Genomic DNA, 26399 nt, shown 5'->3' on the forward strand with positions numbered 1-26399 from the left:
TGCGTATTGTAAATCCCGCCCTTGCAGGACTAGCTGCCGCGCTTGGACAGATAAATGCCCCACAGCAGCAGGACAGCGCCGAGCATTTGCAGCGGGCCGATCGCTTCCTGGAAGATCAGCCAGGCGGCAATGGTGGCGGTCAGAGGCTGGATCAGCAGACTCACCGAGGAGAGCGAGGCCGGCAGATGGGCGAAGGCATAGGCGATGACCGTCTGTCCGCCGATTTGCGCGAGCAATGCGAGCGCAATCAGAGGCAGCCAGCCGGACGCCTGGGTTGGCCAGAATGCGCCAGGCGCACCCAGGGCGAAGGGCAGCAGGGCCAGCGCGGTGATCGTGGTGCTCCATGCCATCAGGCGGGCCGTGGAGTACTGGCTGCGCGCATCCTTGATGGCGAGCTGATACGCGGCATAAAACACTGCGCTTGCGAGCCCCAGCGAATCGCCCAGCAACTTGGTGCTGCCTGCATGCTGCTCGCCGGCGGCATTTGGCGCGACCAGCAGCACCGCGCCGCCCAAGGCGATCACCATGCCAAGGATGAAGACGCGCGCAAAGCGCGCCCGGTGCGCGAACCACATCCACAGGGCGATGAACACCGGTGCGAAGTTCGACAGCAGCGTCGCGTTGGACACTGTGGTGTAATGCAGCGACAAGTGCCACATGCCCATGTCGCCCGCGAAATAGAGTCCAGCCAGCGCGAGTGCGGCAGTGAAATCGGTCCGCAGCTTGGCGGCCCGGTCCTGGCCGCGCACGGCAAATGCCCATGCCCATAACAGCGGCGCTGCCAGCGCCATGCGCCAGAAGGCGGAGGCGATCGGATTCACATCCGACAAGCGCATCAAGATGCCGGCAAAGCCGATCGCCATGCCGCCAAACAGCAATGCGGCGAAAGGCAGCGCCGGGAAGGTCTTGCTTGATTCCATCGTGGGCAGGTCAGTTGTTCCGGACGCCGTCTTCATTGCATGGAAAGACCGGTGCGGAATTAGGCGAAAGAGGCGAAAGCAGCTTCAGAGTGTAACGGGATTCAAAGGCGCGGGGTGCGGAGGCAGCCGGCTCATGCCAGCAGCATGGCGATCTGCGCCTGGGCATTGTCGGTCGGGCTTTGCTTGAACCCGCTCTTGGCGAAACGATGCCAGCGACCCACGACCAGGCTGGTAATCATGTTGGCACGGGTGGCTGTTTCCGCTTCGCTCGCCTGCCCCTGGGTGGCAGCAATGCGCAAGGACTGCTTGAGTGCCAGTTCGATGCGCTCCACGAACTGGTTCATGCGCAATTGCAGGCGCTCGTCTTCGTTCACGAGCGCATCGCCGATCATCACCCGCGTCATGCCGGGATTGCGTTCGGCGAAGCCGAGCAGCATGACGGCAATAGCCTGCACCTGGGACAAGCCGTTCTCCTGCTGCTCCGTGATCTGGTTGATCAGGCCGAACACCGTGGATTCGATGAATTCGATCAGACCTTCGAACATTTGCGCCTTGCTGGCGAAATGCCGGTACAGCGCCGCTTCGGAGACCTCCAGCTTGCCCGCCAGCGCCGCGGTCGTGATCTTTTCTCCCTTCGGCTGCTCCAGCATTGCGGCCAGGGTCTGGAGAATCTGCAGTTTTCGCTCGCCCGGTTTGGTTGTTGCCATTTTGTTATCTGATTTTGTACAGGTTGTCAGGAAGCTGCCGCACCGATTTTACTTTGACATCAATATAAGATGGGCGCTTTGTCAGCCCGGGTGGCGGCAAATGGCCAAGGTGATGTTGTAAATTTGCGCGGGCGGAAAGATACTGCGTCACCCAGACGGTGCGCATTCCGAGCGTCTTGGCCGCCTTCAGGTTATCTACCGTATCCTCCACCAGGATATATCGGCATGCGGGCGCCCGTTCTTTAGCGATGAGCTTGCGCAGCATCTGTTTGGAAGGCTTGGGCCGCAGCTGGCCATGCACCCGCATCGATTCGATCGCAATATGCTTGGCGAAATGCCGATGCAGTCCGAGATGGCGCATCACGTCATGCGAATACTTGTGCGGCGCGTTGGTCAGCAGGATCTTGCGCCCGGGCAGGCGCCTCAGCAGCCGCGCCAGGCCGCGTTCGGCCCGGATCATGGCTATCAAGTCATCGAAGCGGTGCGCCTCCCGCAGGAAGTCTTCGGCACGCACCTGATGATGCTTGACCATCCCGAGCAGGGTCGCGCCGTAGCGCTTCCAGTAGGCGACGCGCGCGGCGTTAACGGCTTGCTCATCGGCCGGCACATCCCCCTCGCCCAGCACCTTCGCCATGTATGCGTTCATGTTGGCATTAATCGCCGGGAAGATCGCGTGCGAGGCATTGTGCAATGTATTGTCGAGGTCGAACAACCAGATCGGGGAAGCCATCTGCGGGATTACCGGAGTTGTGTGGACATGTGAAACTTTCTGGGCCGGCCTGGCAAGGCGGAAAGCATTCAGGGCCACAAGGAACAAAGGGCGCGCCGGGAATGCCGGGACGCGCCCTTTGTGCCATTCAGGCCAACTGCAGCTCAGTGGGAGCGGATCATGGTGCCGAAAGCCTGTTCGGTCAGCACTTCCAGCAGCAGCGAATGCTCGATGCGGCCATCGATGATATGCACCGTGTTTACGCCGGATTTCGCCGCGTCGAGGGCGGAGGAAATCTTCGGCAGCATGCCGCCGGAAATCGTGCCGTCCTTGAACATCTCATCGATTTCACGCGCCGACAGATCGGTCAGCAGATTGCCTTTCTTATCCTGGACGCCGGCGATGTTGGTCATCATGATCAGCTTTTCCGCCTTCAGGATTTCGGCGATCTTGCCGGCGACCACGTCGGCATTGATGTTGTAGGCCTGACCATCCTCACCGAAGCCGATCGGCGAAATGATGGGAATGAAGGCATCGTCCTGCAGCGCCTTGACGACCGCCGGGTTGATCGCCTCGATCTCGCCGACGAAACCGATGTCGAGGAACTGGCCCGGGTTTTCCTTGTCGGGCATCTTCATCTTGCGCGCACGGATCAGACCGCCATCCTTACCGGTCAGGCCGACTGCCTGGCCGCCGTAATGATTGATCAGCATTACGATGTCCTGCTGCACTTCGCCGCCCAGCACCCACTCGACCACTTCCATGGTTTCTTCATCGGTGATGCGCATGCCTTGCACGAAGGTGCCCTGCTTGCCGAGCCGCTTGAGCGCATTATCGATCTGCGGACCGCCGCCATGCACCACGACCGGATTCATGCCCACCAGCTTGAGCAGGATGACGTCGCGCGCGAAGCCGTGCTTCAGGCGTTCTTCGGTCATGGCATTGCCGCCGTATTTGACGACGATGGTCTTGCCGTGGAATTTGCGGATATAGGGCAGCGCTTCGGCAAGAATCTGCGCCTTGATCTGCGGCGCGACCCCAGCCAGGTCGGAACCGTTGAGCTCTGTTGAATCGGTCATGGCCATTCCCAAAAAAAGACTGTCGGGATTTTACAGCGAAAGCTTGTTCGCTTCCCGCTGTTTTCCCACGTTCCGCCGGACACCCCATCATCCGCTTTGCCCAAATTGCAATTCCGTTCGCGCTTCTCCGTGAACGCCGCCCCTCGCTCGGCCAAACGCGTATCCTTCTACTGACGAAACGAGTTCCAGGAATTGCACATCAAGATGAGTACCTGTTCCCGCTGCGGCGCCGGCTTCGAATGCGGAATGGTCGACGGCAAGTCGGCCGAGCCTTGCTGGTGTAGCCGCCTGCCGCCCTTGCCGGCAGGATCACTTCCATTGAATGGAGACAAGAAGATGGACGCGCGCTGCTTCTGTCCCGACTGCTTGCGGGCACTGATGGAGTCTTCGAGCGATGCGCCTCCCGACAGCAGCACCGGGAGCTGAGGAAAGCGGGCCGATCAGGCGGCTTCGCAGTTACGGATTTCCTGCTTCGGAAAATCGGCCTTGATCTTCTCCAGCGCTTCGCGTGCTGCAGGTTCCAGGTCGCGCACCTGGAATGCCACCGTCTTTACCGCAACGGTACGCTCGCCGATGCGCGCACTTCGTACGCCCTTCTGCGCCAGGCTGGCAAGCTGCGCACGCGCCGCTTCCTCATGCCGGAACACGCCGAGGGAAATTCCCCAGCGCAAATCGGAATTGTCCTGGATGATGTAGAAATCCTTGATGCCAAGCCGCCGCAACTCTTCCGCCTTCTTCTCGGCGCCCGCCTTGCTGCCCTGAGACGGCATATAGACGATATGGGTTGCGGCTTCCTGCACGCTGCGCTGCGACAGCTTCAGGCTGTCGGATACCGCCGCGACCTGGGCTTCGAAGCGCTTCGCATCATCCGCCGTGAAATTGCCGATTTCCGCGCAAGCCAGGATGGGCGGCTTTTCGAGCGGCTTTTGCTCCGCCACTTTCGGCGTGGCGGGCGGTGCGACCAGCTTGCTTGCCGCATCCGCCGGAATCTGCCTGATCTTGTCGGCATTGAACTGGTTGTTCATGCGCGCGGGTTCGTGTCCGCTCGGGATCCATGCTTCGAGATAGCCCTGCTGGAATGCCAGAAGAACGGCATTTGCAAGCAACAGGAGCCAGAACAGGAGTTTCAGCATGATGAGTTTGATGAGGTCAAGGCAAAAGCCTGCAAGCCGATCAACACCAGATTGTCTATCCTTTGATGCGGCACCGACAGATGAGGCGCGATCAATGCCGCGGCGCCCCCCGACAGCACACAGCGCACCTGTTCCGCCGGCGCCTGACGCTTGCTGAGCGCCTGCACCGCGCGCTCGATGGCGCCAGCCTGCGCCGCGATGCAGCCGCTGGCGATGGCGGCATCGGTATGATCGGCGAACGGCTGCGATACCAAGAGGTCTTGCGCGATCTGGGGCAGTTGCGCAGTGTTTTTCGCCAGCGAGCTTGCCATCAATCCCAGCCCGGGCAGGATCATACCACCCAGGAAAACGCCGTCTGCCGTCACTGCATCGACTGTCGTCGCAGTGCCACAGGTCGCGACGATCAGTGCCTCGCCCGGGAACAGGGCATGTGCCCCGATGGCGGAAGCGAAGCGGTCGCAGCCGAGCTGCGCCGGATTGCGATATTGATTGCGCACGCCGCCGGCTTCCGGCACGGATGCGAACCAGTGCAACGCCTGCGGCGGCAAGGCAGTCGCTTCAGTCAGCATCTGCTGCAAGCGCTCGCGCATCACGGCGCCGGCGACATTCGACAGCAGCGCCCGCGTGATGCCCAGTCCGCGCCACTCGTCCACCAGCCTGTCCAATTGCGCATGCTCAACCAGACCGGAGTGTGCCCAGCGGCCGAGGCCACCGGAGGCATTCTCCGGCACGGCCCACTTCACCCGCGTATTTCCAGCATCCACCAGCAGCAGCATGGCTTCAATCCTCTTTCACTCGCAGGGAAATGTCGCCCGCCATGACGGCGATGCGGCCGGCGACCGTCTCCAGCAAAAACCGTCCCGTCTCGTCAACGCCGACAGCCAGCCCTTCATGCAGCACGCGCCCCTGGTCGAGAATGCATACCGCCTGCCCGGCATAGGCATGCAATGCATTCCATTGCCCGATGAATGCGGCTAGACCCTCGCTTTCGAACCGGGCCAGTGCCTGCGCCAGCTTGTTCAGGAGTACAGCCATGAGACTGTCGCGGTCCGTTTGCATCAATCCCGGAACCTCGGCTGCGGGGCGCCCGATCCGGGCCGCCAGTTCCCCGTCGAGCGCAAGATTGATGCCCACGCCCACGACGGCCCAGCTCGCCGAGGCCGTGTCATGTGCATCGACTGCGCTTTCGATCAGGATGCCGGCAAGCTTCTTTCCTTCGAGGAGGATATCGTTGGGCCACTTCAGCTGCGCGTTCACGCCGTACGTGGCAAGTGCTTCGGCAATCGCCACGCCCACTGCCAGCGGAAGGCCGACCAGGCTGCGCAGGGGCAGCCCGAAACGCCAGGCGAGCGAGAAGGTGAGCGATGCGCCGGGGGCGGAATACCACGTGCGGCCGGCGCGCCCTCGCCCCGCGGTCTGCTCCTCCGCGATCAGCAGGGTCGGCTGGCGCAAGCTGCCCAGGCGGGCGAGGAGGTCGGCATTGGTGGAACCGGTCTGCGCCACCACCTCGACCGCCACCTGTTCGGCGGCCCCCTGGCGCAGGGCGGCAATGCCTTGGGAAGAAAGTCGGTTCGTCATCCCGGCATTGTAGCGGGATGGGTGTAACAATGGAGCGGCGTGATGACGCTGTCCGCGATCTCCCTTAAACTGCGCACATGACAATCGAGCAATTCCCTACCCTCATCCTGGAACAGCGCGAGCGCCCGACCATCGTGGCGCGCGGTTCCTGGCGGGTGCAGGCGCTGGCGCAGCGCGGCGTCATCGCCAGGCTGCGGGCAACGCTGCGGGAATTGCCCTCCGGGGCGCAGGCGGCATGGGATTTGTCGCACATCGCTGCCCTCGACCATATCGGCGCCCAGCTCTTCTGGAATATCTGGGGCAAGTCCCGGCCGACGCAGCTCGCGGTTGCGCCGGCTCATGCGGACTTCTTCCAGCGCATCGAGCAGGCCGGCGCGACCGCGCTGCCGGCCGAGCCGCGGCGGCCCTGGTATGCCCCGCTCGTCCCGGTCCGGGCCTTGCGCAACTTTCTCCAGCACCTGCACGACTTCGTCGCACTCATCGGGCAGCTGGTGCTGGATGCCGGGCGCTTCCTCGCACGCCCGCAGCTCGGCCCGTGGAAGGAAATTTCGGCGAATGTCTTTCACATTGGCTATCAGGCGCTCGGCATCACGGCGCTGGTCGGATTCCTCATCGGTATCGTGCTGTCCTTTCTCTCGGCCCAACAGTTGCATACCTTCGGCGGCGACATCTACCTGGTGAACCTCCTCGGCATGAGCATCATCCGCGAACTCGGGCCGATGCTCGCCGCCATCCTGGTGGCCGGCCGCTCCGGTTCCGCGATCACCGCGCAGCTTGGCGTGATGCGGGTGACCGAGGAACTCGATGCGATGCTGGTGATGGGCATGCCGCACGGCTTTCGCCTGATCCTGCCGCGGGTGCTGGCGCTGTCAGTGTCGATGCCGCTTCTGGTGGTATGGACCGATGCCATCGCCCTGCTTGGCGGCATGGTGGCAGCCAAGATGCAGCTTGATCTGTCGATGGCCTATTTCCTGCAGAAGCTGCCGAACGCGGTGCCGCTGGCAAATTACTGGATCGGGCTTGCCAAGGGCGTGGTGTTCGGCGCCCTGATCGCCCTCGTCGCCTGCCACTTCGGGCTGCGCGTCAAGGCCAATACCGAAAGCCTGGGCGCGGGCACCACCTATTCGGTGGTAACTGCCATCACCGTCGTGATCCTGGCCGACGCAATTTTCGCCATCCTGTTCAAGGGCGTGGGGTTCCGCCTATGAGCGCCAGCACTCCGGTCATACGCATACAGAACCTGTGGACGCAGTTCGGCCAGTCCGTCGTACACCAGGACGTGAGCCTGGAAGTGGGGCAAGGCGAAATCCTGTCGCTGGTGGGCGGCTCCGGCTCCGGCAAGACCACGCTGCTGCGGCAGATGCTCGGCCTGGAAAGGCCGACGCGCGGCAGCGTCGAGGTTTTCGGCGAGAATATCCACCGGATCAATGGCGTACGACTGCAGCGCCTGCGCAACCGCTGGGGCATGTTGTTCCAGCAAGGCGCTCTGTTTTCCGCGCTTACCGCCTTTGACAATGTCGCGCAGCCGATGCGGGAATTGCGCACGCTGCCCGAAGACCTGATCCGCGATGCAGCCCTGCTGAAGCTGGACATGGTAGGCATCCGTCCTGTCGACGCCTTGAAGATGCCGGCCGATCTGTCGGGTGGCATGGTCAAGCGGGTGGCGCTGGCGCGCGCGCTGGCGCTGGAGCCGGAACTGCTGTTTCTGGACGAGCCCACTGCGGGACTGGACCCCGACCGGTCGGACAATTTCGTGGCCTTGATTCGAACCCTGCACCAGGCAATGCGTCTTACGGTGGTCATGGTGACGCACGATCTCGACACGCTGTTCGCGCTGTCGACCAGGATCGCGGTGCTGGCGGACCGGCATGTGATCGCCTCCGGCACGCCGGAGGAAGTCATCCGTGTGCAGCACCCCTTCATCGAGCACTTTTTCCTCGGCGGGCGCGGACGGCGCGCGCTGGAAGTATTGAACCAGGCATCATGAGCATCAGGAACACAGTCTATGGAAAATAAGTCGCATGCCCTGCTGGCGGGAGCCTTCACCATCGCGCTGCTGGTGGCGACGGTGTTGGCCGCGCTCTGGCTGAACCGAGACCGGGTGGAATGGGTGCCATACCAGATCGCGACCAAACTCTCCATTCCGGGACTCAGCCCGCAGGCGGCAGTGCGTTACCGCGGCCTCGACGTCGGCAAGGTGGAAAACATCGAGTTCGATCCCGAGGTACCGGGGCAGATCCTGGTGGACATCGGCGTGCGCCCCGACACGCCTGTCACCGAATCGACCTTCGCCATACTCAACTATCAGGGCGTGACCGGCATCGCCTACGTGCAGCTGGATGACGACAGTTCGCGTCCTGTGCGCGTCAGAAGCGGGCCGGACCATGTCGCCCGGATCGAGATGCGCCCGAGCCTGATTGACCAGTTGCAGAATCGCGGGCTGGCCATCCTGCAGCAGACCGAGGAAGTTGCGCGCAAGATCAATGACCTGCTAGCGCCGGCGAACCAGAAATCGATGCTTGCGGCCTTCAACAACGTCAGCAAAACCGCCAACGAATTCGAGGATATTCCGCGCCGGCTCCAGCCCACGCTCGCAAAACTGCCGTCCCTTGCAGAGCAGACACAGCAGGCGCTGGATTCGATCACTGCGCTGTCGACGGAAGCCCATGCGCTTACCGGCAATCTGAACGGGATCGCAACGCAGCTGCGGACGCCGAACGGCCCCCTGGAAAGATTGTCGACCGCCGTCGACCAGTTCGGATCGGTGGCGAGCCGCTTCGAGCAGGATGTGCTGCCCCTCACCAGCGAGGCGCGAACTTCGATGCGTGCGCTCAACCGTGCGCTCGACAATTTCACCGATCGCCCGCAAAGCGTCCTGTTCGGCTCGCCCGCAGTCCAGCCCGGTCCGGGTGAAGCCGGCTTCTCCGCACCACATCAATAACGACACTTCATGGAAAAACTTATCCGATTCCATTTCATCCTGCTTGCAGCCTGCGCGATCGCGCTCCTCGGCGGCTGCGCGTCCCGCGTGGCGCCCACGATCTATGATTTCGGCCCGGTACGCGCCGAAGAGGGCAATGCTCCCCTGCCGGCACTGCGTCCGGTCAGCATTGCCGAGCCAGTCGCGCCGACATGGCTCGACAATACGTTCATGCTCTATCGCCTGTCCTATGCCAATGACCAGCAGCCGCACGCCTATGCGCAAAGCCGGTGGAGCATGGCACCGGCAGCCCTGCTGGTACAGCGTTTGAAATCGCGGATTGCCCAGGCAGGCGGCGCGGCGCTCTCCGCAAGCGATGGCGCGGCCAATGTGCCGCTGCTGCGGATCGAGCTCGAGAATTTCATGCAGGACTTCACCGTCCCGGCGCACAGTCTCGCTCAGATCAGCCTGCGCGCCTCCCTGTTCAACGGCCGCACCCTGGTTGCGCAAAAGACCTTCGCGGCGCAAACACCTGCTCCGTCAGCCGACGCAAGTGGTGGCGCCCGCGCCTTGGCAGCTGCCAGCGACATGCTCATCCGTGATATGGTGAACTGGCTAGCGATGCTGCAGACAGCCGGGAAGTGAATGCACATGTGGCCGGACCACAAATTTCATGCTGCAGCAACTGCGGCATCTGACGCACCCGCACCATCTCCATGACTGAACCGCCTGCCAATCCGCGCGCCGACGCCTCCGTATTCGCCCGGGTCGGGCTGCTGATGTACATCCTGCTGATCGTGTACGCCAGCTGGTATCCGTTTTCAGGCTGGCACAACATGGGGCTGCAGCCGTGGTCATTCCTGTTTGCGCCCTTGCCGCATTACTGGACCGTCTTTGATGCCGTCACCAATGTGATCGCCTATTTCCCCTTCGGCATGCTGATGGTGTTTGCGCTCTATCCCCGCCTGCGCGGTCTTGCGGCGGGCGCGCTTGCCATCCTTGCCGGCATCCTGCTGTCGGGCGTGATGGAGGCGGTCCAAACCTTCCTGCCGAGCCGGGTGTCATCCAATCTCGACCTGATCACGAATGCCGCAGGCAGCAGTCTTGGCGCGCTGGCGGGCATGCTGCTCACGCGCGGCTTCCTGCAGCAGGGCCGGCTGGTGCAATTGCGCCAGCAGTGGTTTTCGCAGGAAGCGAGCCGTGGCCTGATCGTGGTCGGGCTCTGGCCCCTGGCCCAGATTTATCCGCAAGCCTATCTGTTCGGCCATGGACAGGTCCTGCCCATCCTGTCGGACTGGCTGACACAATGGATGGAAGAGCCCTTCGATCTGGCAGCCATGCTCACCAGCGACCTGAAGCTGACGGCGCAGGAATACTGGCTGTCGGAGACCATCATCACCGCTTCGGGCCTGACCGGCGCGGCATTGACCCTGCTTTGCATGATGCGCCGGCAAGCCCCGCGCGCGCGCCTGATGCTGCTGATGATCGCCGCCGCATTCGCCGTCAAGTCGATGGCAAATGCCCTTGCGTTTTCACCCGACAGCGCTTTCGTGTGGCTCACGCCGGGCGCCAAGGGCGGGCTGCTGGTCGGCGCCATGATGCTGTCGGGCTTGGCCTTCACCGGCCAGGCGGTGCAGCGGCGCGTGGCGGCGCTCATGCTGACGATCAGTGTCGTCGTCGCCAACCTCGTGCCCATCAATCCTTATTTCGTGGCAACCTTGCAAACCTGGATACAAGGCAAATTCTTGAACTTCAATGGCGCGGCCCAGTTCCTGTCGCTGTTCTGGCCCTTCCTCGCGCTCTGGTTCCTGTCCCATCCGACGCATCGCCTGATGAAGAAATGAGCGAGGTGTATCATTCCTCCTCCCGAACAGTTTTCCCAAGCAGGTCACTCATGGCTGATGAGCAGTATTACAAGCATCACGTCTTCTTCTGCCTGAACAAGCGCGAGGAAGGCCGGCCCTGCTGCGCCGACAAGGGCGCGCAGGCGGCACAGGAACATGCGAAACGCCGCATCAAGGAATTGAATCTGAATGGTCAGGGCAAGGTCCGCATCAACAAGGCCGGCTGCCTCGACCGCTGCGAAGAAGGGCCGGTGGTCGTGGTCTATCCGGAAGGCACCTGGTACACCTATGTCGACCAGGAAGACATCGATGAAATCATCGACAGCCATCTCGTCGGCGGCAAGCCGGTCGAACGCTTGAAGATCTGATATCGCATCCCGCATCCGTGCGGCACCTGCATCTGCATGCATTGCCGCAGCCTGGCATGAACAAAAAAGCATGAACGCTCAAACCCGATACTTTTTCCTCACCGGCGCGGCCGGCGCCATGGAATGCGCACTGGACTTGCCGGATCCCGAGCAATTCCCCTCGCCGCGCGGCATCGCGCTGGTGGCGCATCCGCATCCCCTGTATGGCGGCACCATGGACAACAAGGTCACGCAGACGCTGGCACGCGCCTTCGTTGCCCTCGGCTACGCCACCGCGCGCATGAATTTCCGCGGCGTCGGCAAATCCGAAGGCGTGCATGACACGGGCCGCGGCGAAACCGACGACATGGCCCTGCTGCTGGAGCACATGCGCAGCCAGTATCCGGGGCTGCCGGTGGCGCTTGCCGGATTTTCATTCGGCACCTTCGTCCAGTCACAATTGCAACAACGCCTGACGGAACGGGGTGTTCCGGCCGAGCGTCTGGTGCTGGTCGGTTCGGCCGCCGGTAAATGGGCGATGCCAAATGTGCCACCCAATACCATCCTGATCCACGGCGAACTCGACGACACGATTCCCCTTGCCAATGTGCTCGACTGGGCACGGCCGCAAGACCTGCCGGTCATCGTGATTCCGGGCGCGGATCATTTTTTCCATCGCAAGTTGCAACACATAAAGAATTTCGTGGTCGAAATGTGGCGCCGTTGATGCGGCGCTATAATTCGCAGCGTCTTTCCCTGGTCCTGCCGTAGCGTTTCCGCCCCGGCCTTATTCAATTTGCCACCCATGAAAAAATTTCTAGCGGCCATCGCCGCCTCCGTCCTTTCCATGTCCGCCGCGTTGGCGCAATCCGTGCCTGCTCCGATCGTCGCCGCCAAGTCCTGGCTGCTGCTGGACGCCACCAGCGGTCAGGTATTGGCATCGCACGAGCCGAATCTGCGCATCGAGCCAGCTTCGCTGGCCAAGCTCATGACCGCCTATCTGGCTTCCTCGGCCATCAAGGAAAAGCGGCTCGATCCGAACCAGATGGTCAACGTCTCGGTGCGCGCCTGGAAAGTCGATTCGGGCAGCTCGAAAATGTTCATCGACCCGGCCACTCCGGTCAAGGTCAACGACCTGCTGTACGGCCTGATCATCCAGTCCGGCAATGATGCCGCTGTCGCGCTGGCCGAAGCCGTCGCCGGCACGGAAGAAAGCTTCGTCACCCTGATGAACCGCGAAGCCGAACGCATGGGCCTGAAATCGACCCACTTCGCCAATGCCCACGGCTTGCCCGATCCCGGCAACTATTCGACCGCGCAGGACCTGGCCACCCTGTCCACGCATGTGATCAATGACCACCCCGAGGATTACAAGATCTATTCGATCAAGGAATACACCTATAACAAGATCAAGCAGCCCAACCGCAACCGCCTGCTGTGGCTGGATCCGACGGTCGATGGCCTGAAGACCGGACACACTTCCAGTGCCGGCTACTGCCTGATCGCGACGGCGCATCGCCCGAATGGCAACGTCGACCGCCGCCTGGTCGCCGTCGTCATCGGCACCGCCTCCGACCAGGTGCGCACCCAGGAAACGCAGAAGCTCCTGAACTGGGGCTTCCAGAATTTCGATACCGTCAAGCTGTACGCCAAGGGCCAGCCGGTCGCGACGCCGGACGTCTGGAAAGGCTCGCAAGGCCAGGTCAAGATCGGCTTCAACCAGGACGTCTACGTGACCGTGCCCAAGGGCGTGGCCGAGAAGATGAAGCCGGTACTGGAGCGCAAGGATCCGCTGGTGGCCCCGATCGCGCAGAACAGCAAGGTCGGCACCCTGAAGATGATGGTGGACGGCAAGCCCGTGACCGAACTGCCGGTGCTCGCGCTGGAACAGGTGAACCAGGCCACCATCTTCGGCCGCGCCTGGGATTCGGTGCGCTTGTGGATGAAGTGATGTAGTAACGACCAGGCGCTCATGCGTCCGGTCATCCGGCTTGCGGCTCCCCCCTCATGGCCGCAAGCCTCGGTTCCTGCGGGACGGACTATCGAAAATTCTTTCGCACGCACTCAGCCCCCAGCGAACACCAGTCGCCGATATGCAGCACAGCGCGATGCACCGCGTCTTTGTCTTGCGGCACCACCGTCTCCACCTGCCCCCCTTCCCACGCAGCACAGCCTGTCCCCATACCCATTTTGCATAACCCACTCTCCGCGTTTATGCAAAAATTCCTCATCCCCCATTCACAAGGACCACAGCATGCAAGACCCTCTCGTCTACCTCAATGGCGAAATGACGCCCCTGTCTGAAGCAAAGATCCCCGTACTCGACCGCGGCTTCATTTTCGGAGATGGCGTGTATGAAGTGGTGCCGATGTATGCGAGGAAGCTGTTTCGCGCCAGACAGCACATGGCGCGCCTGTTCCGCAGCCTAGCGGCGATCGGTATTCCGAATCCGCATAGCGAGGAAGAGTGGATGACCTTGATCGGCAAGGTGGCGCAAGCCCATCCCTCGGACGACCAGCTGATCTACCTGCAGGTCACGCGCGGCGTGGCCAAGCGGGGTCACGCATTTCCGCAGGAGGTGAAGCCGACGGTGTTCATCATGACCAATCCGATCACCCCGCCTTCCGCGCAGGCGCGTGAAAATGGCGTGGCCTGCGTGTCGATGGAGGACAAGCGCTGGCTGCGCTGCGACATCAAGTCGACTTCGCTGCTCGGCAATGTGCTGGCTGCGCAGCATGCGGCGGAAAACAGTGCCACGGAAACGATCCAGTTCCGCGATGGCTTCCTGAGCGAGGCATCGGCGTCGAACGTCTGGATCGTCAAGGATGGCAAGCTGATGGCACCGCCGAAAGATAACCTGATCCTCGAAGGCATCCGTTACGGCCTGATCGAAGAATTGTGTGCCGCCAGCGGCATTACCTTCGAAGCGCGCCGCATTCCCCGTAAGGAAGTATTCGCCGCCGATGAAGTGTTGTTGTCTTCGGCGTCCAAGGAAGTGCTGCCGGTGGTCACGATCGATGGCAAGACCATAGGTAGCGGCAAGCCCGGCCCGGTGTTCCGCAAACTGTATGCGGCTTATCAGGCGGCAAAGGCGGCATGAGTTGCGCATTGGCGTAAAATGAAAATCATGTGAGCGGTCCTTATGCGAAGGGCCGCAAGTTTTTCAGGCCGGGTGCGCGCGCCCGGCCCTGCCATAGATGATTGCCATGCCCCAGCCTACCGACAGCCTCATCGAATATCCGAGCGACTTTCCGATCAAGATCATGGGTGTGATGCAGGATGCCTTTGCCCAGACCATGGTAGAGGTCGTCACCCAGCATGATCCGACTTTCCATGCCGGCAAGATGGAAATGCGCCCCTCTTCGAAAGGCACTTATCTCTCGCTCACCGTCACCGTGCGCGCCACCAGCCGCGAACAGCTCGACAACCTCTACCGCGCGCTGACTTCGCATCCGATGGTGAAAGTGGTTCTGTAACAAAAGGACTACTTCGCCTGCGGCCTCAGGGCGCGGCTTGCTGCTGCTTGCCGAGTTCCTCAAACAGCCAGTTTCGGAAAGCCTGCACCTGCGGCTTTTGCAACGCGCTCGGCGGACACACAAAGTAATAGGAATGCGGGCAAGCGGTCGCCACATCGAACAGGCGCACCAGTTCGCCGGCTTGAAGTTCGGTAAGCGCAATCGAGTGGCGCGCCAGCGCAATCCCATGCCCTTCCGCGGCAGCGCGGATCAGCATCGATGAATCCTGGAAGATCAACCCGCCGGTTGGCTCCGGTAACTGCACGCCGGCCGCGCGGAACCACGGCGCCCAGGGTTCGCCTTCGCAGCGCAGCAGCATGCCTTGCGCCAGCTTCTGAGGTGTGCGCGGCAACTGTCCACGATTGAAGCGCGGGCTTGCCACCGGGTAGTACCAGTCATCCATCACCTTTTCCACAGTCAGGCCCGGGTAATTGCCGCTGCCGAAGCGGATGGCGACATCCACCGACTCGCGGACGAAGTCGGTCAGATGGTTGCTCGCCTGCAGCATCACTTCCAGGTCGGGATACTGCTCGATGAAGTGCCCCAGGCGCGGCGCCAGCCAGCGTGCCGCGAATGAAGTCAGTGCAGAGATCGTGAGTTTCTTTTGGGAAGACGAGGCCTTCAGGGCTTCGGCCGCGCTCGCCACCTCTCCCAGCGCCCTGCGCAGCACGGCGGCGAACTGCTCCCCTTCCGGCGTGATGGCGATGCGCTTGCCATGCCGCGCGAACAAGGCGACGCCCAGCTCTTCTTCCAGCATGCGCACTTGATGGCTGATGGCGCCATGGGTGACGTGAATCTCGTCGGCGGCACGCGAAAAGTTCTGATGCCGCGCCGCCGCTTCAAAGGCGCGCAGCGCGGCGAGGTTTGGCAGTCGGCGCAGATCAGCCATGTTTTTATGTGAATTGAATTAGCAAGGAAAGAGAAAATATATCGTTTAGATAATTGCCTTGCAAGGACTACCATTCATCTGTGGCAGACGAAAAAGCATAAAAAACTCGGCCCGCCTCCGCAGACCGGGAATCCTTCCAGGAGCAATTATCATGACAGATTTATTCACAAAACAGGCGATCACGATCGAACCCGGCGAGGCGGTGTCCGGCATCGCCCGCGAACCACGGATCTTGCATGTCCGCAGTGGCCGCGTATGGCTGACGGTGAATGGAAACTCCGGTGACTTCTGGCTGCATGCGGGTGACAGCTTCGCGATCCCGCCGAGCCGGCTGACGGTGATCGAGGCGGATCAGGGGGCAAGCCGGATGGACCTGATTGCTGCCGGGCGCCCTTCCTTCCTGCGGGAACTGGGCATGCAAGTTGTCCAGAGGGTGCGGCACCTGGCAGGCACCCGGAAGACAGGCCGTGCTGCCGCCGCGCAGGGCCAGGCATGTCATCTGTAACCGGGACGGCGGCAACACAATACCCGGATATTTCAGGGAGAAAAAAAGTGAAAGTCATCCGCAGCCGCGAATTCACTGCAGAGCGGGCATGGGGCGCGCTCGATATTGCGAATATGGACGGCACCACCGTCCGCCTGCACTGGACCGATGCGCCCTACGAATGGCATGTCAATGATGGCGAGGAAGTGTTTGCTGTGCTCGATGGCATCGTGGACATGCACTACCGTGAGGATGGAACGGAAAAAGTCGCCGCGCTGCACGCCGGGGACGTATTCTTCGCCGGCGCCGGCTGCGAGCATGTCGCCCATCCGCGCGGCGCGGCCCGCATTCTGGTCGTGGAGAGAGAAGGAAGCGTCTGATGGGAACGAATATGCCATGGGGAAGTAGGGTGCGCCGTGCGCACCCTACCTTCTTTCACACTGTCGGAAACCGCTTCAAACCGCTTTAAGCGAGGAGTCGAAGGCAAGAGCAACGCCTCAACCGCAACACCTCGGCTCGTCGTTACAACTCCCATCAGCTACCGAATAGTCAGCTCGCCACTCAGGTCCCGCAGCAGCGCCAGCCGCACCTCATCCGCAGTCAAGCCCAAGGCAAACAAATGATGCAGCTTGGCGAACGTCGCTTCGAAGGTCATGTCGGCTGTGCCGACCACTTTCGCACCGTCCAATACCGACCCGGTCGCATAGGCATGCAGTTGCACACTGGCTTGCGGAGCCTGACTGCCGCAAGCGAGCACCACGCCGCGCTCGCTTGCTGCGCGAAGCATCTCCCTCAGCGCCGGATCGCGGTCGGGCACATTGCCTGCGCCATGGCCTTGCAGGATCAGCGCCTTCGGATCCAGGTCGAGCAAGGCTTGCACCGCCTGCAGCGGCAGGCCCGGCACAAAGCGCAAGGGCACCACCTGTCCGCATGCGTAGGAAGGCAATTCGAAGCACTCCCTGTCCGGGCATGGCAGCAGTGCAGCAGAATTCATCGCAACCTCGATCCCGACTTCCGCCAGCTTCGGATAGTTCGGGCTGTCGAAAGCATCCAGGCGCTGCGCACTCAGCTTGGTCGCACGGTTGCCGCGCAACAGGCGCTGGCTGAAATAGATCGCGACTTCATGGATGTCATCGCGGGCGGCGAGCTGCATGGCTCCGATCAGATTTTGCGGCGCGTCGGAGCGCAGTTCCAGCATGGGAATCTGGGAACCAGTGAGGATGACCGGCTTGCGCAAGCCGCGCAGCATGAAGGACAGGGCCGCCGCGGTATAGGCCATGGTGTCGGTACCATGCAGCACCACGAACGCGTCGTGCTGCTGATAGCAACTCGCGATGTCGTGTGCGATCCGGCACCAGTCCTCCGGCGTGGCATTGGTGCTGTCGATGGGCGCTTCGAATTGTCGCAGGGTATATTGCGGCAGGCTGTTGCTGTGTTCGCGCAGGAGCTGCGACAGGACCATGGCGAAATGCCTCATCGGCGCGTAACCCTGCGCCGTTCTTTCCATGCCTATGGTGCCACCCGTGTAGATCAGGCAAATGTTTTTATCACGCATTGAAGCTTTGTCCTTTTCCAGACGACGAAAGACAGTCCGCGGCCCACGTTCGGCGGCCTTGTCATCGAGACATTCTATTCTGGGGGGCGCGCAAGCGTCTCTTGTCCAAGCGAAAAGACTATTACCCAGCGCCGGGCCGAATGCAAGCGATGATGCATGTCCGCCCGCCGCCAGCACCCACGATGCCCGTCTTCCCGGCCATCCCGCGGAAGCTTTCGGTACAATTTCGGAATGCCAACACCGAAGATCATTCATCGCGGTCTCGAGCCGTATGAAGCCAGCTTTGCCGCGATGCGCGCTTTCACCGATGCGCGAACCGGCGACACACAGGACGAATTATGGATCGTCGAGCATCCGCCGGTATTCACCCTCGGCCTCGGTGCCGACCCCTCCCATGTACTGAATGCCAACGGCATTCCCGTCATCCAGACCGACCGCGGCGGCGAAGTCACCTATCACGGACCGGGCCAGGTCGTTATCTACCTGTTGATGGATTTGCGCCGCAGTGGTCCGGGCGCGCGTCTGTTCGCACGCGAATTCGTGCACAGGATCGAGCAGTCGGTCATCGATACGTTGGCGGCGTATAATCTTGCGGGTGAGCGCAAGCCCGGCGCGCCCGGCATCTACATCGCCGATGGCAAGCTGAAAGGCGCAAAGATTGCCGCGCTCGGCCTGAAAGTGCGCGGTAACGGTTGTACTTATCATGGCGTATCGTTGAATGTCGCAATGGACCTCGCGCCGTTTTCATGGATCAATCCCTGCGGCTATGCCGGACTGGCAACGGTCGACATGAAAACCATGGGCGTGGAAGTGCCTTTGCGCGAAGTGCAACTGAGGCTCGCCGACAACCTGGCCAATTTATTAACGACCTGACGATTCCGCCTGTCGCTGCAAGAAGCTTCCGGCGACAGGGGAACAGCATCATGAGCACCGAGAACAATTCCGCCGCACCCGCCACTGGCTACAACCCGAGCGAAAAGCAGAAAGGCGCCGGCAAGACCGCGCGCATCCCGATCAAGATCGTGCCGGCGGAAAAGCTGCCCAAGCCCGACTGGATCCGCGTGAAGGCGGCTTCGCCCTCAACCCGTTTCTATGAAATCAAGGACATCCTGCGCGCGAACAAGCTGGTGACGGTGTGCGAAGAAGCTTCCTGCCCGAACATCGGAGAATGCTTCGGCAAGGGCACGGCCACCTTCATGATCATGGGCGACAAATGCACCCGGCGTTGCCCGTTCTGCGACGTCGGCCATGGCCGTCCCGACCCGCTCGATCCGAATGAACCGGAAAACCTGGCGAAGACGATTGCGGCGCTGAAGCTCAAGTATGTGGTCATCACCAGCGTCGACCGCGACGACTTGCGCGATGGCGGCGCCGGCCACTTTGTCGAGTGCATCCGCCATGTGCGGGAATTGTCGCCCGACACGCGTATCGAGATCCTGACGCCCGATTTCCGCGGCCGCATGGATCGCGCGCTGGAAATCCTCAAGGCCGCGCCGCCGGATGTGATGAACCACAACCTGGAAACCGTGCCACGCCTGTACAAGGAAGCACGTCCCGGCTCCGACTATGCCTATTCGCTCAGCCTGCTAAAGCGCTTCAAGGAATTGCATCCGGAGACCCCGACCAAGTCCGGCATCATGGTCGGCCTCGGCGAAACCGACGAAGAAATCCTGCAAGTCATGCGCGATCTGCGCGCCCACGATGTGGACATGCTGACCATCGGCCAGTATCTGATGCCTTCCGGCGACCACCTGCCGGTGCGCCGCTACGTGCATCCCGACACCTTCAGGATGTTCGAGGAAGAAGCCTACAAGATGGGCTTTGCGCATGCGGCTGTCGGCGCGATGGTACGCAGCTCCTACCATGCCGACCAGCAGGCGCATGGCGCGGGCATGGCGCTCGGCTGATCCTTTCCCGGGCAAACAAAAAGGCGCCGCAGAGGCGCCTTTTTTATTGATGCGACATTCCCTTATGCGGCCAGCGCCTTGTCCAGCAGCTTGTGCAGCTCGGCAAACTCGGGTTCGCCGACATAGCGCTTGATGATATTGCCCTGCTTGTCGATCACGAAGGTAGTCGGAGTCAGCTTCACATCACCGAAGGATTTCGCCAGGTCGCCCTGCACATCCAGCGCCACCCTGAAAGGCAGCTTGCGGGTCTGCGCATAGTTCAGCACATAATTCGGCGGATCGTAGCTCATCGCCACTGCCACGAAGTCCAGTCCCTTGCCCTTGTACTTGTTGTAGGTCTCGACCATCTGCGGCATTTCATGAATGCAGGTGGTGCAACTCGTCGCCCAGAAATTCACCATCACCACCTTGCCGCGCAGATTTTGCATGGCCAGTTTTTCGCCTTGCAAATCGGTGAAGGTGACATTCGGCGCCGCCTGCTCTGTCGAGAAGGAGAAATAGCCGATGCCTGCAATCGCCAGGACCAGGACGGCGGCAAGGCCCTTGAGCAAGGAGCGCTTGGTGGCAGAGGAAGCGATGTCGGTTTGCATGATGGTACGCGGAAGCGATTGAGTGACCTTCTTATTATAGCGGGCGATCCGATTCGCCTATGGACGCAGATAAACAAAGCCTTCCCTGGCCTGCAGGCGCGCCACTTCGACCACGCCGGACGGCACCAGCTTGGCCTCGGGCAGCAGCTGTGAGGCTGAAATGTCATGCGCCGTCAGGGTATTGTTGCATACCCGAAATTCCACGCCTTGCGCCGCGAGCGCACTGACTGCGCTGTCGAAAGGCCTGCCGTTGCGCTCTTTCGCGCCGGCCAGCAGGAAGCGGATGCCATCACCATTGGCGACCACGACGATTTTCGTGTCCGGCTCGGCCCGCAAGTGGTTGCGGATATTTGCCATGGCACGCGATGCCTGGTCAATGCCATCTACCAAGTGATACACGACCTTGATCTGCTCCGCCGCATGGACTTGCGCGGAAAGGCCGAAGCCGAGAAGGACGATGAACAGGACGCGCAGCAATGTCTGACGCATGTTTGGACTCCAATCAATGGCTGATGAGGATGTCAGTATACGTGGCGGCGACCGCGGGCGGCACCGGGACCTCGATCGCGGCACAGATTGCGCGCAGCAGGTCGGCGAGAGCCTGCGGCAAAGCTTCCTCGGAAGAAACCGCCAGAAGCGCCTTGAACAGTGCCGGCTTGGCCAGGGGCGCCAGCCGGTTGATGCGATCCAGCGCTTGCCGGACGCGGGCAAAATCGATGGTATCGGCGGGCAGAAGCGCCGCCTCGGTCAGGCGCAGATCCTTGCACGATGCAGCCGCGCGCAGGAAGGGTACCGTGGGCGATTCATGCTTCCCGGAAGCAGCGACATGCGCCAGCAGCGAAAGCAATACCGCCACTTCCTGCCTGACTGCTTCCAGCCTGGCATAGCTTGCGGGAGTGGCGCGGCCGGCGCGCGAGTCGAGCCGACGCGACAGAACAGTCTGCAGCACGAATTCCGTCAGCGTCATCCTTTGGTCGGCGGCAATCAGCCGGTTGACGGTCGAAAGCAGTGCCTGCCTTTCCGCACCCGGCAACTGCTTCAGCACAGGCGTGGCCAGATCAAGCAAAGGCAGGCGCGCGCTTTTCGGCAGCCGGCCGATACTTTGCGCGAGGAAGGCGCAAAACTCTGCCTGTGCCGGCGCATCGGCTTTCAACACGACCATCTGGGCTTCCCGCTCGGCGCCGCTGCCAAGGAGCATGGCATAGACCATGGCACGGGCAGCTTCCGGCTCGCGGATTGCCTCGTCGAGTTCGGGGGCGAGCGAAACCGAAGCGGAGGCACCGCGGAAGGCTTCCGGAGTGGTCGCAGGTACCGATGCCATCGCCGTCTGCAATCCTGCATGTCCTGTAAAAGCTGGCGCGACATAAGGCAGATCCGGCAAGCGCTCTGCAGGCGGATCGAAGGCCGGCAGTTCCGGAGCCTCAAGCAGGTCCACCTGCCTGCCATAAATGCGCCGCAACCGTTCTTTGATGGGCGGATGCGTGGCGAACATGCCGCTCAACAGATTGCGCTTCGGCGCGGCGAGGAACAGGTGCGACAGCAGTTCGGCATTCGGATGGCGGATGCGCGATCCGGTTTCCATGCTGCGCGTCAGGCCACCGATCTTGCGCAGGGCGCCGCCAATGCCGTCGGCATTGCGCGTGAACTGCACCGCGCTGGCATCGGCGAGAAATTCCCGCTGGCGCGACACCGCCGCCTTGATCAGGCGGCCGAAGAAGATGCCGATATAGCCCACCAGGAGCAAGGCGAAGCCCACCGCGCGCAAGATGGAACGGGCGGGCCTTTCCTTGTCGTCGCGGCTGTACCAGCCCCAGGAGGATGTGCCGAAATCCATCAGGTGCTGCCCGAAGCTGGCCAGCATCTGGATGCCGAATATGACGCCGATCAGGCGGACATTCAGCCGCATGTCGCCATTCAGGATATGACTGAATTCATGCGCAACCACACCCTGCAATTCGTCGCGCGTCAGCCGCGTCAACGCGCCGCGGGTCACGGCAAGCGCCGCCTCGTTCGGGTTGTAGCCGGCCGCAAAGGCATTGATGGCGTCCTCGCGATCCATGACATAGACATTCGGGCAGGCGATGCCGGAAGCCAGCGCCATTTCCTCGACCACGTTCAGCAGCCGCTTTTCAAGGAAATCCTGCGATGCCGGCGCGACCAGCCGCCCGCCGGCCATTCTTGCCACTGCATCGCCGCCATCGCGCAGCTTGACCATTTCCAGCATGGTGCCCGCGGCGATCAGGACCAGCGTGACCAGGGTATTGGTGGCGAAGAAGCCGCGCGGATAGACATGGGACTGCAAGGGATGGAAAGCCTGGCTCGCATGCCAGATCAGGGCCATTGCCGCATTGACGGCGATGACGATCGCGATGACCGCGAGGATGAACAGGATGACCAGCGTCCTGCTGTGTCGGCGCGCCTCATCCTGCCTTTCGAAGAAATTCATCGTGCCGAAGCCGATCAGGTTCGCTTCCGGTTCGCCATACTGGGCAGCACGTTCAGAACGACACCTTCACTGCCTTGCGTTCTTCAGGCGCCTCGGTTGCCTGCAGCAATTCAGCCGGCTTGAAGGAAAACATGCTGGCGATGAACGAGCCCGGGAACTGCTCTAGCGAAATGTTGTATTGCATGACGCCGTCGTTATAGGCCTGGCGGGCAAAGGCAATGCGGTTTTCGGTGCTGCTCAGTTCTTCGGTCAGCTGCATCATGTTTTGATTGGCCTTGAGTTCTGGATAGGCTTCCGACAGGGCGAACATCTTGCCGAGCGATGAAGCCAGCATTCCTTCGGCAGCGGCCATCTGCTGTATCGCGTCCGCATTGGCCGGATTGCCGGCTGCTCTCGCATTGGCGCTGGCGGCTTGGTTGCGCGCTGCAATGACCGCTTCCAGCGTTTGCCGCTCATGCTGCATGTAAGTCTTTGCCGTTTCCACCAGGTTCGGAATCAGGTCGTAACGCCGCTTCAGCTGCACATCGATCTGGGCAAAGGCGTTCCTGAACTGGTTGCGCAGCGACACAAGGCGGTTGTAGGCGCCCACTGCCCAGAACAGGGCCAGCATCGGCAGCGCCAGGACGACGATCATTGCCATGTTTTTCCTCCCCAAGAAAAAAGCCGCCGGCCAGAACTGGCGGGCGGCTTACTATAGCATTCCCGTCGGAACGCTCAGGGATCAGTTCCTGCTGCCCTGATTGTCCGGAATGCTTTGTGTCTCGGCGACGGGACCCAGCTGCTTCAGGTCGTCTTCCGAAATGTATTCGAATACCTTGACCACTTTCTTCACACCGCTGATGCCGCTTGCCGCATTGGCAGCGAGCTGGCCTTCGCGCTGTGTCACGCGGCCCATCAGGTAGACATTGCCGCGCTCGGTGACGACCTTGACGGAGTTGGCATACAAGTCGCGGGTATCGACGAGCGCCGCTTTTACCCTGCCGGTAATCAGGGTATCGTTCGAGCGGGAAGCGATGCTGGACAGGAAGGTCACTTCGAGCTCATTGATCACCGATTCGACGTTCTCGATCGCCGCCGCTTCGCGCTCGACCGCTGCCTTCATGGCTTCGTCCCTCACTTCACCGGTCAGCAACACCTTGCGGTTGAAGCTGCTCACATTCACATGGCCGGCGTCGCCAACCAGTTTGGTGATGCGGCCTTCGCCCTTCAGGACGATCGCCTTGTCTTCGGTCTGGGCCCCGAAGGTACGGCGATCCGATGCTGCCAGCGTGCCCACTACGGCAGTGCCGATGGCCATCTCGATGCATCCTTGCAGGCTGCCTGCGACCACTGCGCACAGGGCAAGGGTTGCGAGGGGACGTGTAAGGCGCTGCAGTTTAATCATTCGTATCTTCTCCAAACAGGGCGACGTCGATACCGTCGCATAAACAATGAATCGTGAGCAAATGCACTTCCTGGATGCGAGCCGTGCGGTCGTGCGGCACGCAGATATGCACATCGGCATCGGTCAGGCGCTTGCCGATGGCGCCGCCGCCCTTGCCAGTCAATGCAACGATCCGCATGTCCCGCTCCAGCGCAGCGTCGATCGCCGCTACCACGTTGGGCGAATTGCCGGAAGTCGATAGCGCGAGCAGCACATCGCCCGGTTGGCCGAATGCCTGCACCTGCTTGCTGAAAATCTCCTGGTAGCTGTAGTCGTTGCCGACCGCCGTGAGGATAGAAGTGTCGGTCGTCAATGCAATCGCTGCCAGCGGCAGGCGCTCGCGTTCGAAGCGGCCTACCAGTTCGGCCGCGAAATGCTGGCAATCCGCTGCCGAGCCGCCGTTGCCGCAGGCGAGAATCTTGTTGCCGTTCGACAAAGCATTGAACATGAGCTCCACTGCGAGCCCGATGGGCTGCGCAAGCGCAGCACCGGCTTGGAGCTTGAGATTCGCGCTTTCCTGGAAGTGGGCGAGGATACGTTGCTTGTTCATAGTGTTGGCGATTATAAAGCAGGCGTGGTCTTGCCGAGCCGAATGATGACGAAAAACAAGGCATGTTCCGGCATATTTCCCATGCCTGGCGACAGAATCAGCGGAATTATTGACGGATTGAAATGTGAATCGGGATGCGGCGGCGGGATGGCATCAGCGCCTGTTATGCATTGGCTAATGAGTCGGTGGCGAGCGGCGAGCGCTCAGGCATCGATTGCATTTTTCAGCCAGGTCATCTGTTCGCCGTCGATGGCGATGACATCGAAGCGGCATGCTGGCAGGTTTGTGTAACGTTGCAGAAAAACCTGCGCCGCGATCACGAGGCGCGCCTGCTTGCGTGCCGTGACACTGATGGCGGCGCCGCCGTAGCGCATGTCTGCGCGCTTACGGACTTCCACGAACACCAGCATCTCGCAGTCCTGCATGATGAGGTCGATTTCGCCGCCCTTGCAACGAAAGTTGCGCTCGACCAGGGCCAAGCCCTGACGCTGCAGGTATTGCAGCGCATCATCTTCGGCTGCCTGCCCGATCACCTGCTTGTCAGTGCGCCGGCGAAATGAATCGAACAGTCCCATCATTGCGTAGCGGCGACGACGCCGCCGTCGCGATAGACGGCATGCGGGGTGCTGCGTTCAAAGAAGGCGGTCTTCTGGCCAAAGCGTACCGTCAGCTTTCCGGTCACGCCATCCAGCTGGAAATTGGTGTGGTCATAGGCGATTTCCCGTCCCACGCGGAAGGCATCGATGCCGAGCGCATACAGGCGTTCGAGATCGGCGCTGCGCTTCTGGTCCGCGCTCACTACCGGGCGCGGATAGATCATCACTGCAGGATGATCGGGCTGCAGCTGCCAGGGAATATCGAGCAGGCGGGTGCCGTCCATGGCGATGGCCGGTTCTTCGGCTCGCCGTTCGGAAAGAGCAAAGGGATTGAGCTGGGAAGTGCCATAAAGAGGAATCTGACTGCCGACGATGGCGCGCACGTGCATCGCCTGGTCGGCGTCAAGCGCGGCAAACAGCAGTGTCGACTTGTCGGACTGGATACGCTTCTTCAGTTCCAGCAGGCTTCTTCCGTTGAGGTAACCGCCGGGCGCATTGATTTCGACCATTTCCTGCTCCCGCCCCATGCGTTGCCACTCTGCAGCAAATGCCTTGGCGGCACGCTGTTGCCAGGCAGCGCTGGTCGCCAGCACGAAGGCCTTGGTCTTCGATTTGTCCTTGCCGGCCCAGATGGCGGCCTGCTTCGCCTCGTCTTCGACCGACAATCCCATGAGCAGCATCTTCGGCGGCGCTTCGACTTCCGCATCCGGCTGGGTCAGTGCAATGGTGGGTTTGCTGATATTGCCGCTCTGCGCCAGGGCGGTCACGCCGCTGCGCGAGAGCGGTCCGATCACGATGTCGCTCTGCGCCGCGGCCTTGTTATAGGCGGACAATACATCCTGGGGCGCATCGCTGGTCTCGACCACATTGACTTCAATCCCGGCCTGGTCGCGTTCAAATGCGGCAAGAAAACCGGCACGCAACGCCTCTGCCGGCTGGCGCAAAGCGTCCGACTGGAGCGGCAGGAGCAGGGACATGCGCACCAAGGGCTTCAGTGGAAGAATTTCGGTGGTCGGTATGGAAACGGCACCGGTCACTGGCCCGAATTGAAGCGGCGCATCCGGAGTGGATGTGGATGGAGCGACACTCGCGGTCGTCGCCACTGGCTCGGCAACATTGGTTGAATTTGCCTGCACGGGGAGGCACAATCCGCCGAGTACGCTTCCGATGAACAATGCTTTCGCCACGTGGTAAAACATTCTCGCCT

32 protein-coding genes are annotated in these 26399 nt (G+C 61.6%); 15 read left to right on the forward strand and 17 right to left on the reverse strand.

The features are described from left to right. Positions 1–29: 29 nt before the first annotated feature. The 4 genes from HGHM_RS13840 to argB form a co-directional block, all read right to left on the reverse strand. Positions 30–920, reverse strand: coding sequence for a DMT family transporter (locus HGHM_RS13840; protein WP_019142139.1), 891 nt, complete (start codon positions 918–920; stop codon positions 30–32). Positions 921–1051: 131 nt separating this feature from the next. Beyond that, complete coding sequence (gene slmA, locus HGHM_RS13845) at positions 1052–1627, reverse strand: nucleoid occlusion factor SlmA (RefSeq protein ID WP_019142140.1); 576 nt, start codon at positions 1625–1627, stop codon at positions 1052–1054. Between the two features lie 4 nt (positions 1628–1631). Next, positions 1632–2357, reverse strand: a complete 726-nt coding sequence (locus HGHM_RS13850; RefSeq protein ID WP_034349061.1) for a pyrimidine 5'-nucleotidase — start codon at positions 2355–2357, stop codon at positions 1632–1634. Positions 2358–2500: 143 nt separating this feature from the next. Next, positions 2501–3415 carry an acetylglutamate kinase gene (gene argB, locus HGHM_RS13855; RefSeq protein WP_019142142.1) on the reverse strand — a complete coding sequence of 305 codons (915 nt, stop codon included), beginning with the start codon at positions 3413–3415 and terminating at the stop codon, positions 2501–2503. A gap of 204 nt (positions 3416–3619) precedes the next feature. On the opposite strand from argB, the gene HGHM_RS22685 reads away from it, so the two are divergent. Further along, positions 3620–3841 (forward strand): cysteine-rich CWC family protein, encoded by a 222-nt coding sequence (locus HGHM_RS22685; protein WP_075111723.1) that lies wholly within the window; start codon positions 3620–3622, stop codon positions 3839–3841. Between the two features lie 14 nt (positions 3842–3855). Here HGHM_RS22685 and HGHM_RS13865 read toward each other — a convergent pair whose 3' ends face one another. Genes HGHM_RS13865 through HGHM_RS13875 form a run of 3 tightly spaced genes read right to left on the reverse strand, consistent with a single transcriptional unit; the run spans position 3856 to position 6126 of the window. After that, positions 3856–4548: an SPOR domain-containing protein gene (locus HGHM_RS13865; protein WP_019142144.1), complete on the reverse strand. Its 693-nt coding sequence runs from the start codon at positions 4546–4548 to the stop codon at positions 3856–3858. Beyond that, positions 4542–5324: a type III pantothenate kinase gene (locus HGHM_RS13870; protein WP_019142145.1), complete on the reverse strand. Its 783-nt coding sequence runs from the start codon at positions 5322–5324 to the stop codon at positions 4542–4544. The genes HGHM_RS13865 and HGHM_RS13870 overlap by 7 nt, the downstream gene beginning before the upstream one ends. A gap of 4 nt (positions 5325–5328) precedes the next feature. Next, a complete protein-coding gene (locus tag HGHM_RS13875) occupies positions 5329–6126 on the reverse strand; it encodes a biotin--[acetyl-CoA-carboxylase] ligase (RefSeq protein WP_019142146.1) in 798 nt (265 codons plus the stop codon). 77 nt (positions 6127–6203) lie between these two features. Between HGHM_RS13875 and HGHM_RS13880 the strand changes: the two genes are divergently transcribed. The 10 genes from HGHM_RS13880 (at position 6204) to HGHM_RS13930 (ending at position 14713) form a co-directional block, all read left to right on the forward strand. Further along, positions 6204–7334 (forward strand): MlaE family ABC transporter permease, encoded by a 1131-nt coding sequence (locus HGHM_RS13880; RefSeq protein WP_019142147.1) that lies wholly within the window; start codon positions 6204–6206, stop codon positions 7332–7334. Further along, positions 7331–8113, forward strand: a complete 783-nt coding sequence (locus tag HGHM_RS13885) for an ABC transporter ATP-binding protein (RefSeq protein ID WP_019142148.1) — start codon at positions 7331–7333, stop codon at positions 8111–8113. The genes HGHM_RS13880 and HGHM_RS13885 overlap by 4 nt, the downstream gene beginning before the upstream one ends. 18 nt (positions 8114–8131) lie before the next feature. Next, positions 8132–9067 (forward strand): MlaD family protein, encoded by a 936-nt coding sequence (locus HGHM_RS13890; RefSeq protein WP_019142149.1) that lies wholly within the window; start codon positions 8132–8134, stop codon positions 9065–9067. A 9-nt stretch (positions 9068–9076) separates the two neighbouring features. Further along, positions 9077–9691: an ABC-type transport auxiliary lipoprotein family protein gene (locus tag HGHM_RS13895; protein ID WP_019142150.1), complete on the forward strand. Its 615-nt coding sequence runs from the start codon at positions 9077–9079 to the stop codon at positions 9689–9691. Positions 9692–9762: 71 nt separating this feature from the next. Then, positions 9763–10890: a VanZ family protein gene (locus HGHM_RS13900; RefSeq protein ID WP_019142151.1), complete on the forward strand. Its 1128-nt coding sequence runs from the start codon at positions 9763–9765 to the stop codon at positions 10888–10890. Between the two features lie 50 nt (positions 10891–10940). Then, on the forward strand, positions 10941–11258 hold the full coding sequence (locus tag HGHM_RS13905) for a (2Fe-2S) ferredoxin domain-containing protein (protein WP_019142152.1): 318 nt from the start codon (positions 10941–10943) through the stop codon (positions 11256–11258). A gap of 70 nt (positions 11259–11328) precedes the next feature. Beyond that, positions 11329–11964 carry an alpha/beta hydrolase gene (locus HGHM_RS13910; protein WP_019142153.1) on the forward strand — a complete coding sequence of 212 codons (636 nt, stop codon included), beginning with the start codon at positions 11329–11331 and terminating at the stop codon, positions 11962–11964. A 78-nt stretch (positions 11965–12042) separates the two neighbouring features. After that, entirely contained in the window at positions 12043–13188 is a 1146-nt protein-coding gene (locus HGHM_RS13915; RefSeq protein WP_019142154.1) for a D-alanyl-D-alanine carboxypeptidase family protein, read from the forward strand. A gap of 303 nt (positions 13189–13491) precedes the next feature. Continuing rightward, positions 13492–14337, forward strand: coding sequence for a D-amino acid aminotransferase (locus HGHM_RS13925; protein WP_019142156.1), 846 nt, complete (start codon positions 13492–13494; stop codon positions 14335–14337). Positions 14338–14443: 106 nt separating this feature from the next. Further along, positions 14444–14713, forward strand: coding sequence for an HP0495 family protein (locus HGHM_RS13930; protein ID WP_085940186.1), 270 nt, complete (start codon positions 14444–14446; stop codon positions 14711–14713). Positions 14714–14738: 25 nt separating this feature from the next. On the opposite strand, the gene gcvA is transcribed toward HGHM_RS13930, so the two are convergent. Beyond that, complete coding sequence (gene gcvA / locus HGHM_RS13935; RefSeq protein WP_019142158.1) at positions 14739–15641, reverse strand: transcriptional regulator GcvA; 903 nt, start codon at positions 15639–15641, stop codon at positions 14739–14741. Between the two features lie 151 nt (positions 15642–15792). On the opposite strand from gcvA, the gene HGHM_RS22335 reads away from it, so the two are divergent. Further along, positions 15793–16146, forward strand: a complete 354-nt coding sequence (locus tag HGHM_RS22335; protein WP_019142159.1) for a DUF2917 domain-containing protein — start codon at positions 15793–15795, stop codon at positions 16144–16146. 47 nt (positions 16147–16193) lie between these two features. Next, positions 16194–16505, forward strand: coding sequence for a cupin domain-containing protein (locus tag HGHM_RS13945; RefSeq protein WP_019142160.1), 312 nt, complete (start codon positions 16194–16196; stop codon positions 16503–16505). Between the two features lie 158 nt (positions 16506–16663). On the opposite strand, the gene HGHM_RS13950 is transcribed toward HGHM_RS13945, so the two are convergent. Further along, on the reverse strand, positions 16664–17680 hold the full coding sequence (locus tag HGHM_RS13950) for an asparaginase domain-containing protein (protein ID WP_019142161.1): 1017 nt from the start codon (positions 17678–17680) through the stop codon (positions 16664–16666). A 231-nt stretch (positions 17681–17911) separates the two neighbouring features. On the opposite strand from HGHM_RS13950, the gene lipB reads away from it, so the two are divergent. After that, positions 17912–18553 carry a lipoyl(octanoyl) transferase LipB gene (lipB, locus tag HGHM_RS13955; protein WP_019142162.1) on the forward strand — a complete coding sequence of 214 codons (642 nt, stop codon included), beginning with the start codon at positions 17912–17914 and terminating at the stop codon, positions 18551–18553. A 50-nt stretch (positions 18554–18603) separates the two neighbouring features. After that, positions 18604–19587 (forward strand): lipoyl synthase, encoded by a 984-nt coding sequence (gene lipA, locus HGHM_RS13960; protein WP_019142163.1) that lies wholly within the window; start codon positions 18604–18606, stop codon positions 19585–19587. Positions 19588–19649: 62 nt separating this feature from the next. Here the strand turns inward: lipA and HGHM_RS13965 are convergent, their stop codons facing one another. The 8 genes from HGHM_RS13965 to HGHM_RS21325 all read right to left on the reverse strand — a co-directional run bounded on the left by HGHM_RS13965 (position 19650) and on the right by HGHM_RS21325 (position 26391). Beyond that, on the reverse strand, positions 19650–20177 hold the full coding sequence (locus tag HGHM_RS13965) for a TlpA family protein disulfide reductase (RefSeq protein ID WP_019142164.1): 528 nt from the start codon (positions 20175–20177) through the stop codon (positions 19650–19652). 57 nt (positions 20178–20234) lie between these two features. Further along, positions 20235–20666 (reverse strand): DsrE family protein, encoded by a 432-nt coding sequence (locus tag HGHM_RS13970; protein WP_019142165.1) that lies wholly within the window; start codon positions 20664–20666, stop codon positions 20235–20237. A 13-nt stretch (positions 20667–20679) separates the two neighbouring features. After that, positions 20680–22623 (reverse strand): M48 family metalloprotease, encoded by a 1944-nt coding sequence (locus HGHM_RS13975; RefSeq protein WP_019142166.1) that lies wholly within the window; start codon positions 22621–22623, stop codon positions 20680–20682. Between the two features lie 52 nt (positions 22624–22675). Then, positions 22676–23263 (reverse strand): LemA family protein, encoded by a 588-nt coding sequence (locus tag HGHM_RS13980; protein ID WP_019142167.1) that lies wholly within the window; start codon positions 23261–23263, stop codon positions 22676–22678. Between the two features lie 81 nt (positions 23264–23344). Beyond that, complete coding sequence (locus HGHM_RS13985; RefSeq protein ID WP_019142168.1) at positions 23345–24007, reverse strand: BON domain-containing protein; 663 nt, start codon at positions 24005–24007, stop codon at positions 23345–23347. Continuing rightward, positions 24000–24596: a phosphoheptose isomerase gene (locus HGHM_RS13990; protein WP_019142169.1), complete on the reverse strand. Its 597-nt coding sequence runs from the start codon at positions 24594–24596 to the stop codon at positions 24000–24002. The genes HGHM_RS13985 and HGHM_RS13990 overlap by 8 nt, the downstream gene beginning before the upstream one ends. Before the next feature lie 203 nt (positions 24597–24799). Next, entirely contained in the window at positions 24800–25171 is a 372-nt protein-coding gene (locus HGHM_RS13995) for a YraN family protein (protein ID WP_019142170.1), read from the reverse strand. Continuing rightward, positions 25171–26391, reverse strand: coding sequence for a penicillin-binding protein activator (locus HGHM_RS21325; RefSeq protein ID WP_019142171.1), 1221 nt, complete (start codon positions 26389–26391; stop codon positions 25171–25173). Before HGHM_RS21325 ends, HGHM_RS13995 begins: the two co-directional genes overlap by 1 nt. Positions 26392–26399 lie beyond the last annotated feature (8 nt).

Origin of the sequence: Noviherbaspirillum massiliense JC206, from assembly GCF_000312045.1 — a bacterium.
In the GTDB taxonomy this organism is placed as follows: domain Bacteria; phylum Pseudomonadota; class Gammaproteobacteria; order Burkholderiales; family Burkholderiaceae_D; genus Noviherbaspirillum; species Noviherbaspirillum massiliense.

Coding starts and splice junctions, on each gene's coding strand:
- HGHM_RS13840 (WP_019142139.1), bottom strand. CDS start 920: ATGGAATCAAGCAAGACCTTCCCGGCGCTGCCTTTCGCCGCATTGCTG.
- slmA (WP_019142140.1), bottom strand. CDS start 1,627: ATGGCAACAACCAAACCGGGCGAGCGAAAACTGCAGATTCTCCAGACC.
- HGHM_RS13850 (WP_034349061.1), bottom strand. CDS start 2,357: ATGGCTTCCCCGATCTGGTTGTTCGACCTCGACAATACATTGCACAAT.
- argB (WP_019142142.1), bottom strand. CDS start 3,415: ATGACCGATTCAACAGAGCTCAACGGTTCCGACCTGGCTGGGGTCGCG.
- HGHM_RS22685 (WP_075111723.1), top strand. CDS start 3,620: ATGAGTACCTGTTCCCGCTGCGGCGCCGGCTTCGAATGCGGAATGGTC.
- HGHM_RS13865 (WP_019142144.1), bottom strand. CDS start 4,548: ATGCTGAAACTCCTGTTCTGGCTCCTGTTGCTTGCAAATGCCGTTCTT.
- HGHM_RS13870 (WP_019142145.1), bottom strand. CDS start 5,324: ATGCTGCTGCTGGTGGATGCTGGAAATACGCGGGTGAAGTGGGCCGTG.
- HGHM_RS13875 (WP_019142146.1), bottom strand. CDS start 6,126: ATGACGAACCGACTTTCTTCCCAAGGCATTGCCGCCCTGCGCCAGGGG.
- HGHM_RS13880 (WP_019142147.1), top strand. CDS start 6,204: ATGACAATCGAGCAATTCCCTACCCTCATCCTGGAACAGCGCGAGCGC.
- HGHM_RS13885 (WP_019142148.1), top strand. CDS start 7,331: ATGAGCGCCAGCACTCCGGTCATACGCATACAGAACCTGTGGACGCAG.
- HGHM_RS13890 (WP_019142149.1), top strand. CDS start 8,132: ATGGAAAATAAGTCGCATGCCCTGCTGGCGGGAGCCTTCACCATCGCG.
- HGHM_RS13895 (WP_019142150.1), top strand. CDS start 9,077: ATGGAAAAACTTATCCGATTCCATTTCATCCTGCTTGCAGCCTGCGCG.
- HGHM_RS13900 (WP_019142151.1), top strand. CDS start 9,763: ATGACTGAACCGCCTGCCAATCCGCGCGCCGACGCCTCCGTATTCGCC.
- HGHM_RS13905 (WP_019142152.1), top strand. CDS start 10,941: ATGGCTGATGAGCAGTATTACAAGCATCACGTCTTCTTCTGCCTGAAC.
- HGHM_RS13910 (WP_019142153.1), top strand. CDS start 11,329: ATGAACGCTCAAACCCGATACTTTTTCCTCACCGGCGCGGCCGGCGCC.
- HGHM_RS13915 (WP_019142154.1), top strand. CDS start 12,043: ATGAAAAAATTTCTAGCGGCCATCGCCGCCTCCGTCCTTTCCATGTCC.
- HGHM_RS13925 (WP_019142156.1), top strand. CDS start 13,492: ATGCAAGACCCTCTCGTCTACCTCAATGGCGAAATGACGCCCCTGTCT.
- HGHM_RS13930 (WP_085940186.1), top strand. CDS start 14,444: ATGCCCCAGCCTACCGACAGCCTCATCGAATATCCGAGCGACTTTCCG.
- gcvA (WP_019142158.1), bottom strand. CDS start 15,641: ATGGCTGATCTGCGCCGACTGCCAAACCTCGCCGCGCTGCGCGCCTTT.
- HGHM_RS22335 (WP_019142159.1), top strand. CDS start 15,793: ATGACAGATTTATTCACAAAACAGGCGATCACGATCGAACCCGGCGAG.
- HGHM_RS13950 (WP_019142161.1), bottom strand. CDS start 17,680: ATGCGTGATAAAAACATTTGCCTGATCTACACGGGTGGCACCATAGGC.
- lipB (WP_019142162.1), top strand. CDS start 17,912: ATGCCAACACCGAAGATCATTCATCGCGGTCTCGAGCCGTATGAAGCC.
- lipA (WP_019142163.1), top strand. CDS start 18,604: ATGAGCACCGAGAACAATTCCGCCGCACCCGCCACTGGCTACAACCCG.
- HGHM_RS13965 (WP_019142164.1), bottom strand. CDS start 20,177: ATGCAAACCGACATCGCTTCCTCTGCCACCAAGCGCTCCTTGCTCAAG.
- HGHM_RS13970 (WP_019142165.1), bottom strand. CDS start 20,666: ATGCGTCAGACATTGCTGCGCGTCCTGTTCATCGTCCTTCTCGGCTTC.
- HGHM_RS13975 (WP_019142166.1), bottom strand. CDS start 22,623: ATGAATTTCTTCGAAAGGCAGGATGAGGCGCGCCGACACAGCAGGACG.
- HGHM_RS13980 (WP_019142167.1), bottom strand. CDS start 23,263: ATGGCAATGATCGTCGTCCTGGCGCTGCCGATGCTGGCCCTGTTCTGG.
- HGHM_RS13985 (WP_019142168.1), bottom strand. CDS start 24,007: ATGATTAAACTGCAGCGCCTTACACGTCCCCTCGCAACCCTTGCCCTG.
- HGHM_RS13990 (WP_019142169.1), bottom strand. CDS start 24,596: ATGAACAAGCAACGTATCCTCGCCCACTTCCAGGAAAGCGCGAATCTC.
- HGHM_RS13995 (WP_019142170.1), bottom strand. CDS start 25,171: ATGGGACTGTTCGATTCATTTCGCCGGCGCACTGACAAGCAGGTGATC.
- HGHM_RS21325 (WP_019142171.1), bottom strand. CDS start 26,391: ATGTTTTACCACGTGGCGAAAGCATTGTTCATCGGAAGCGTACTCGGC.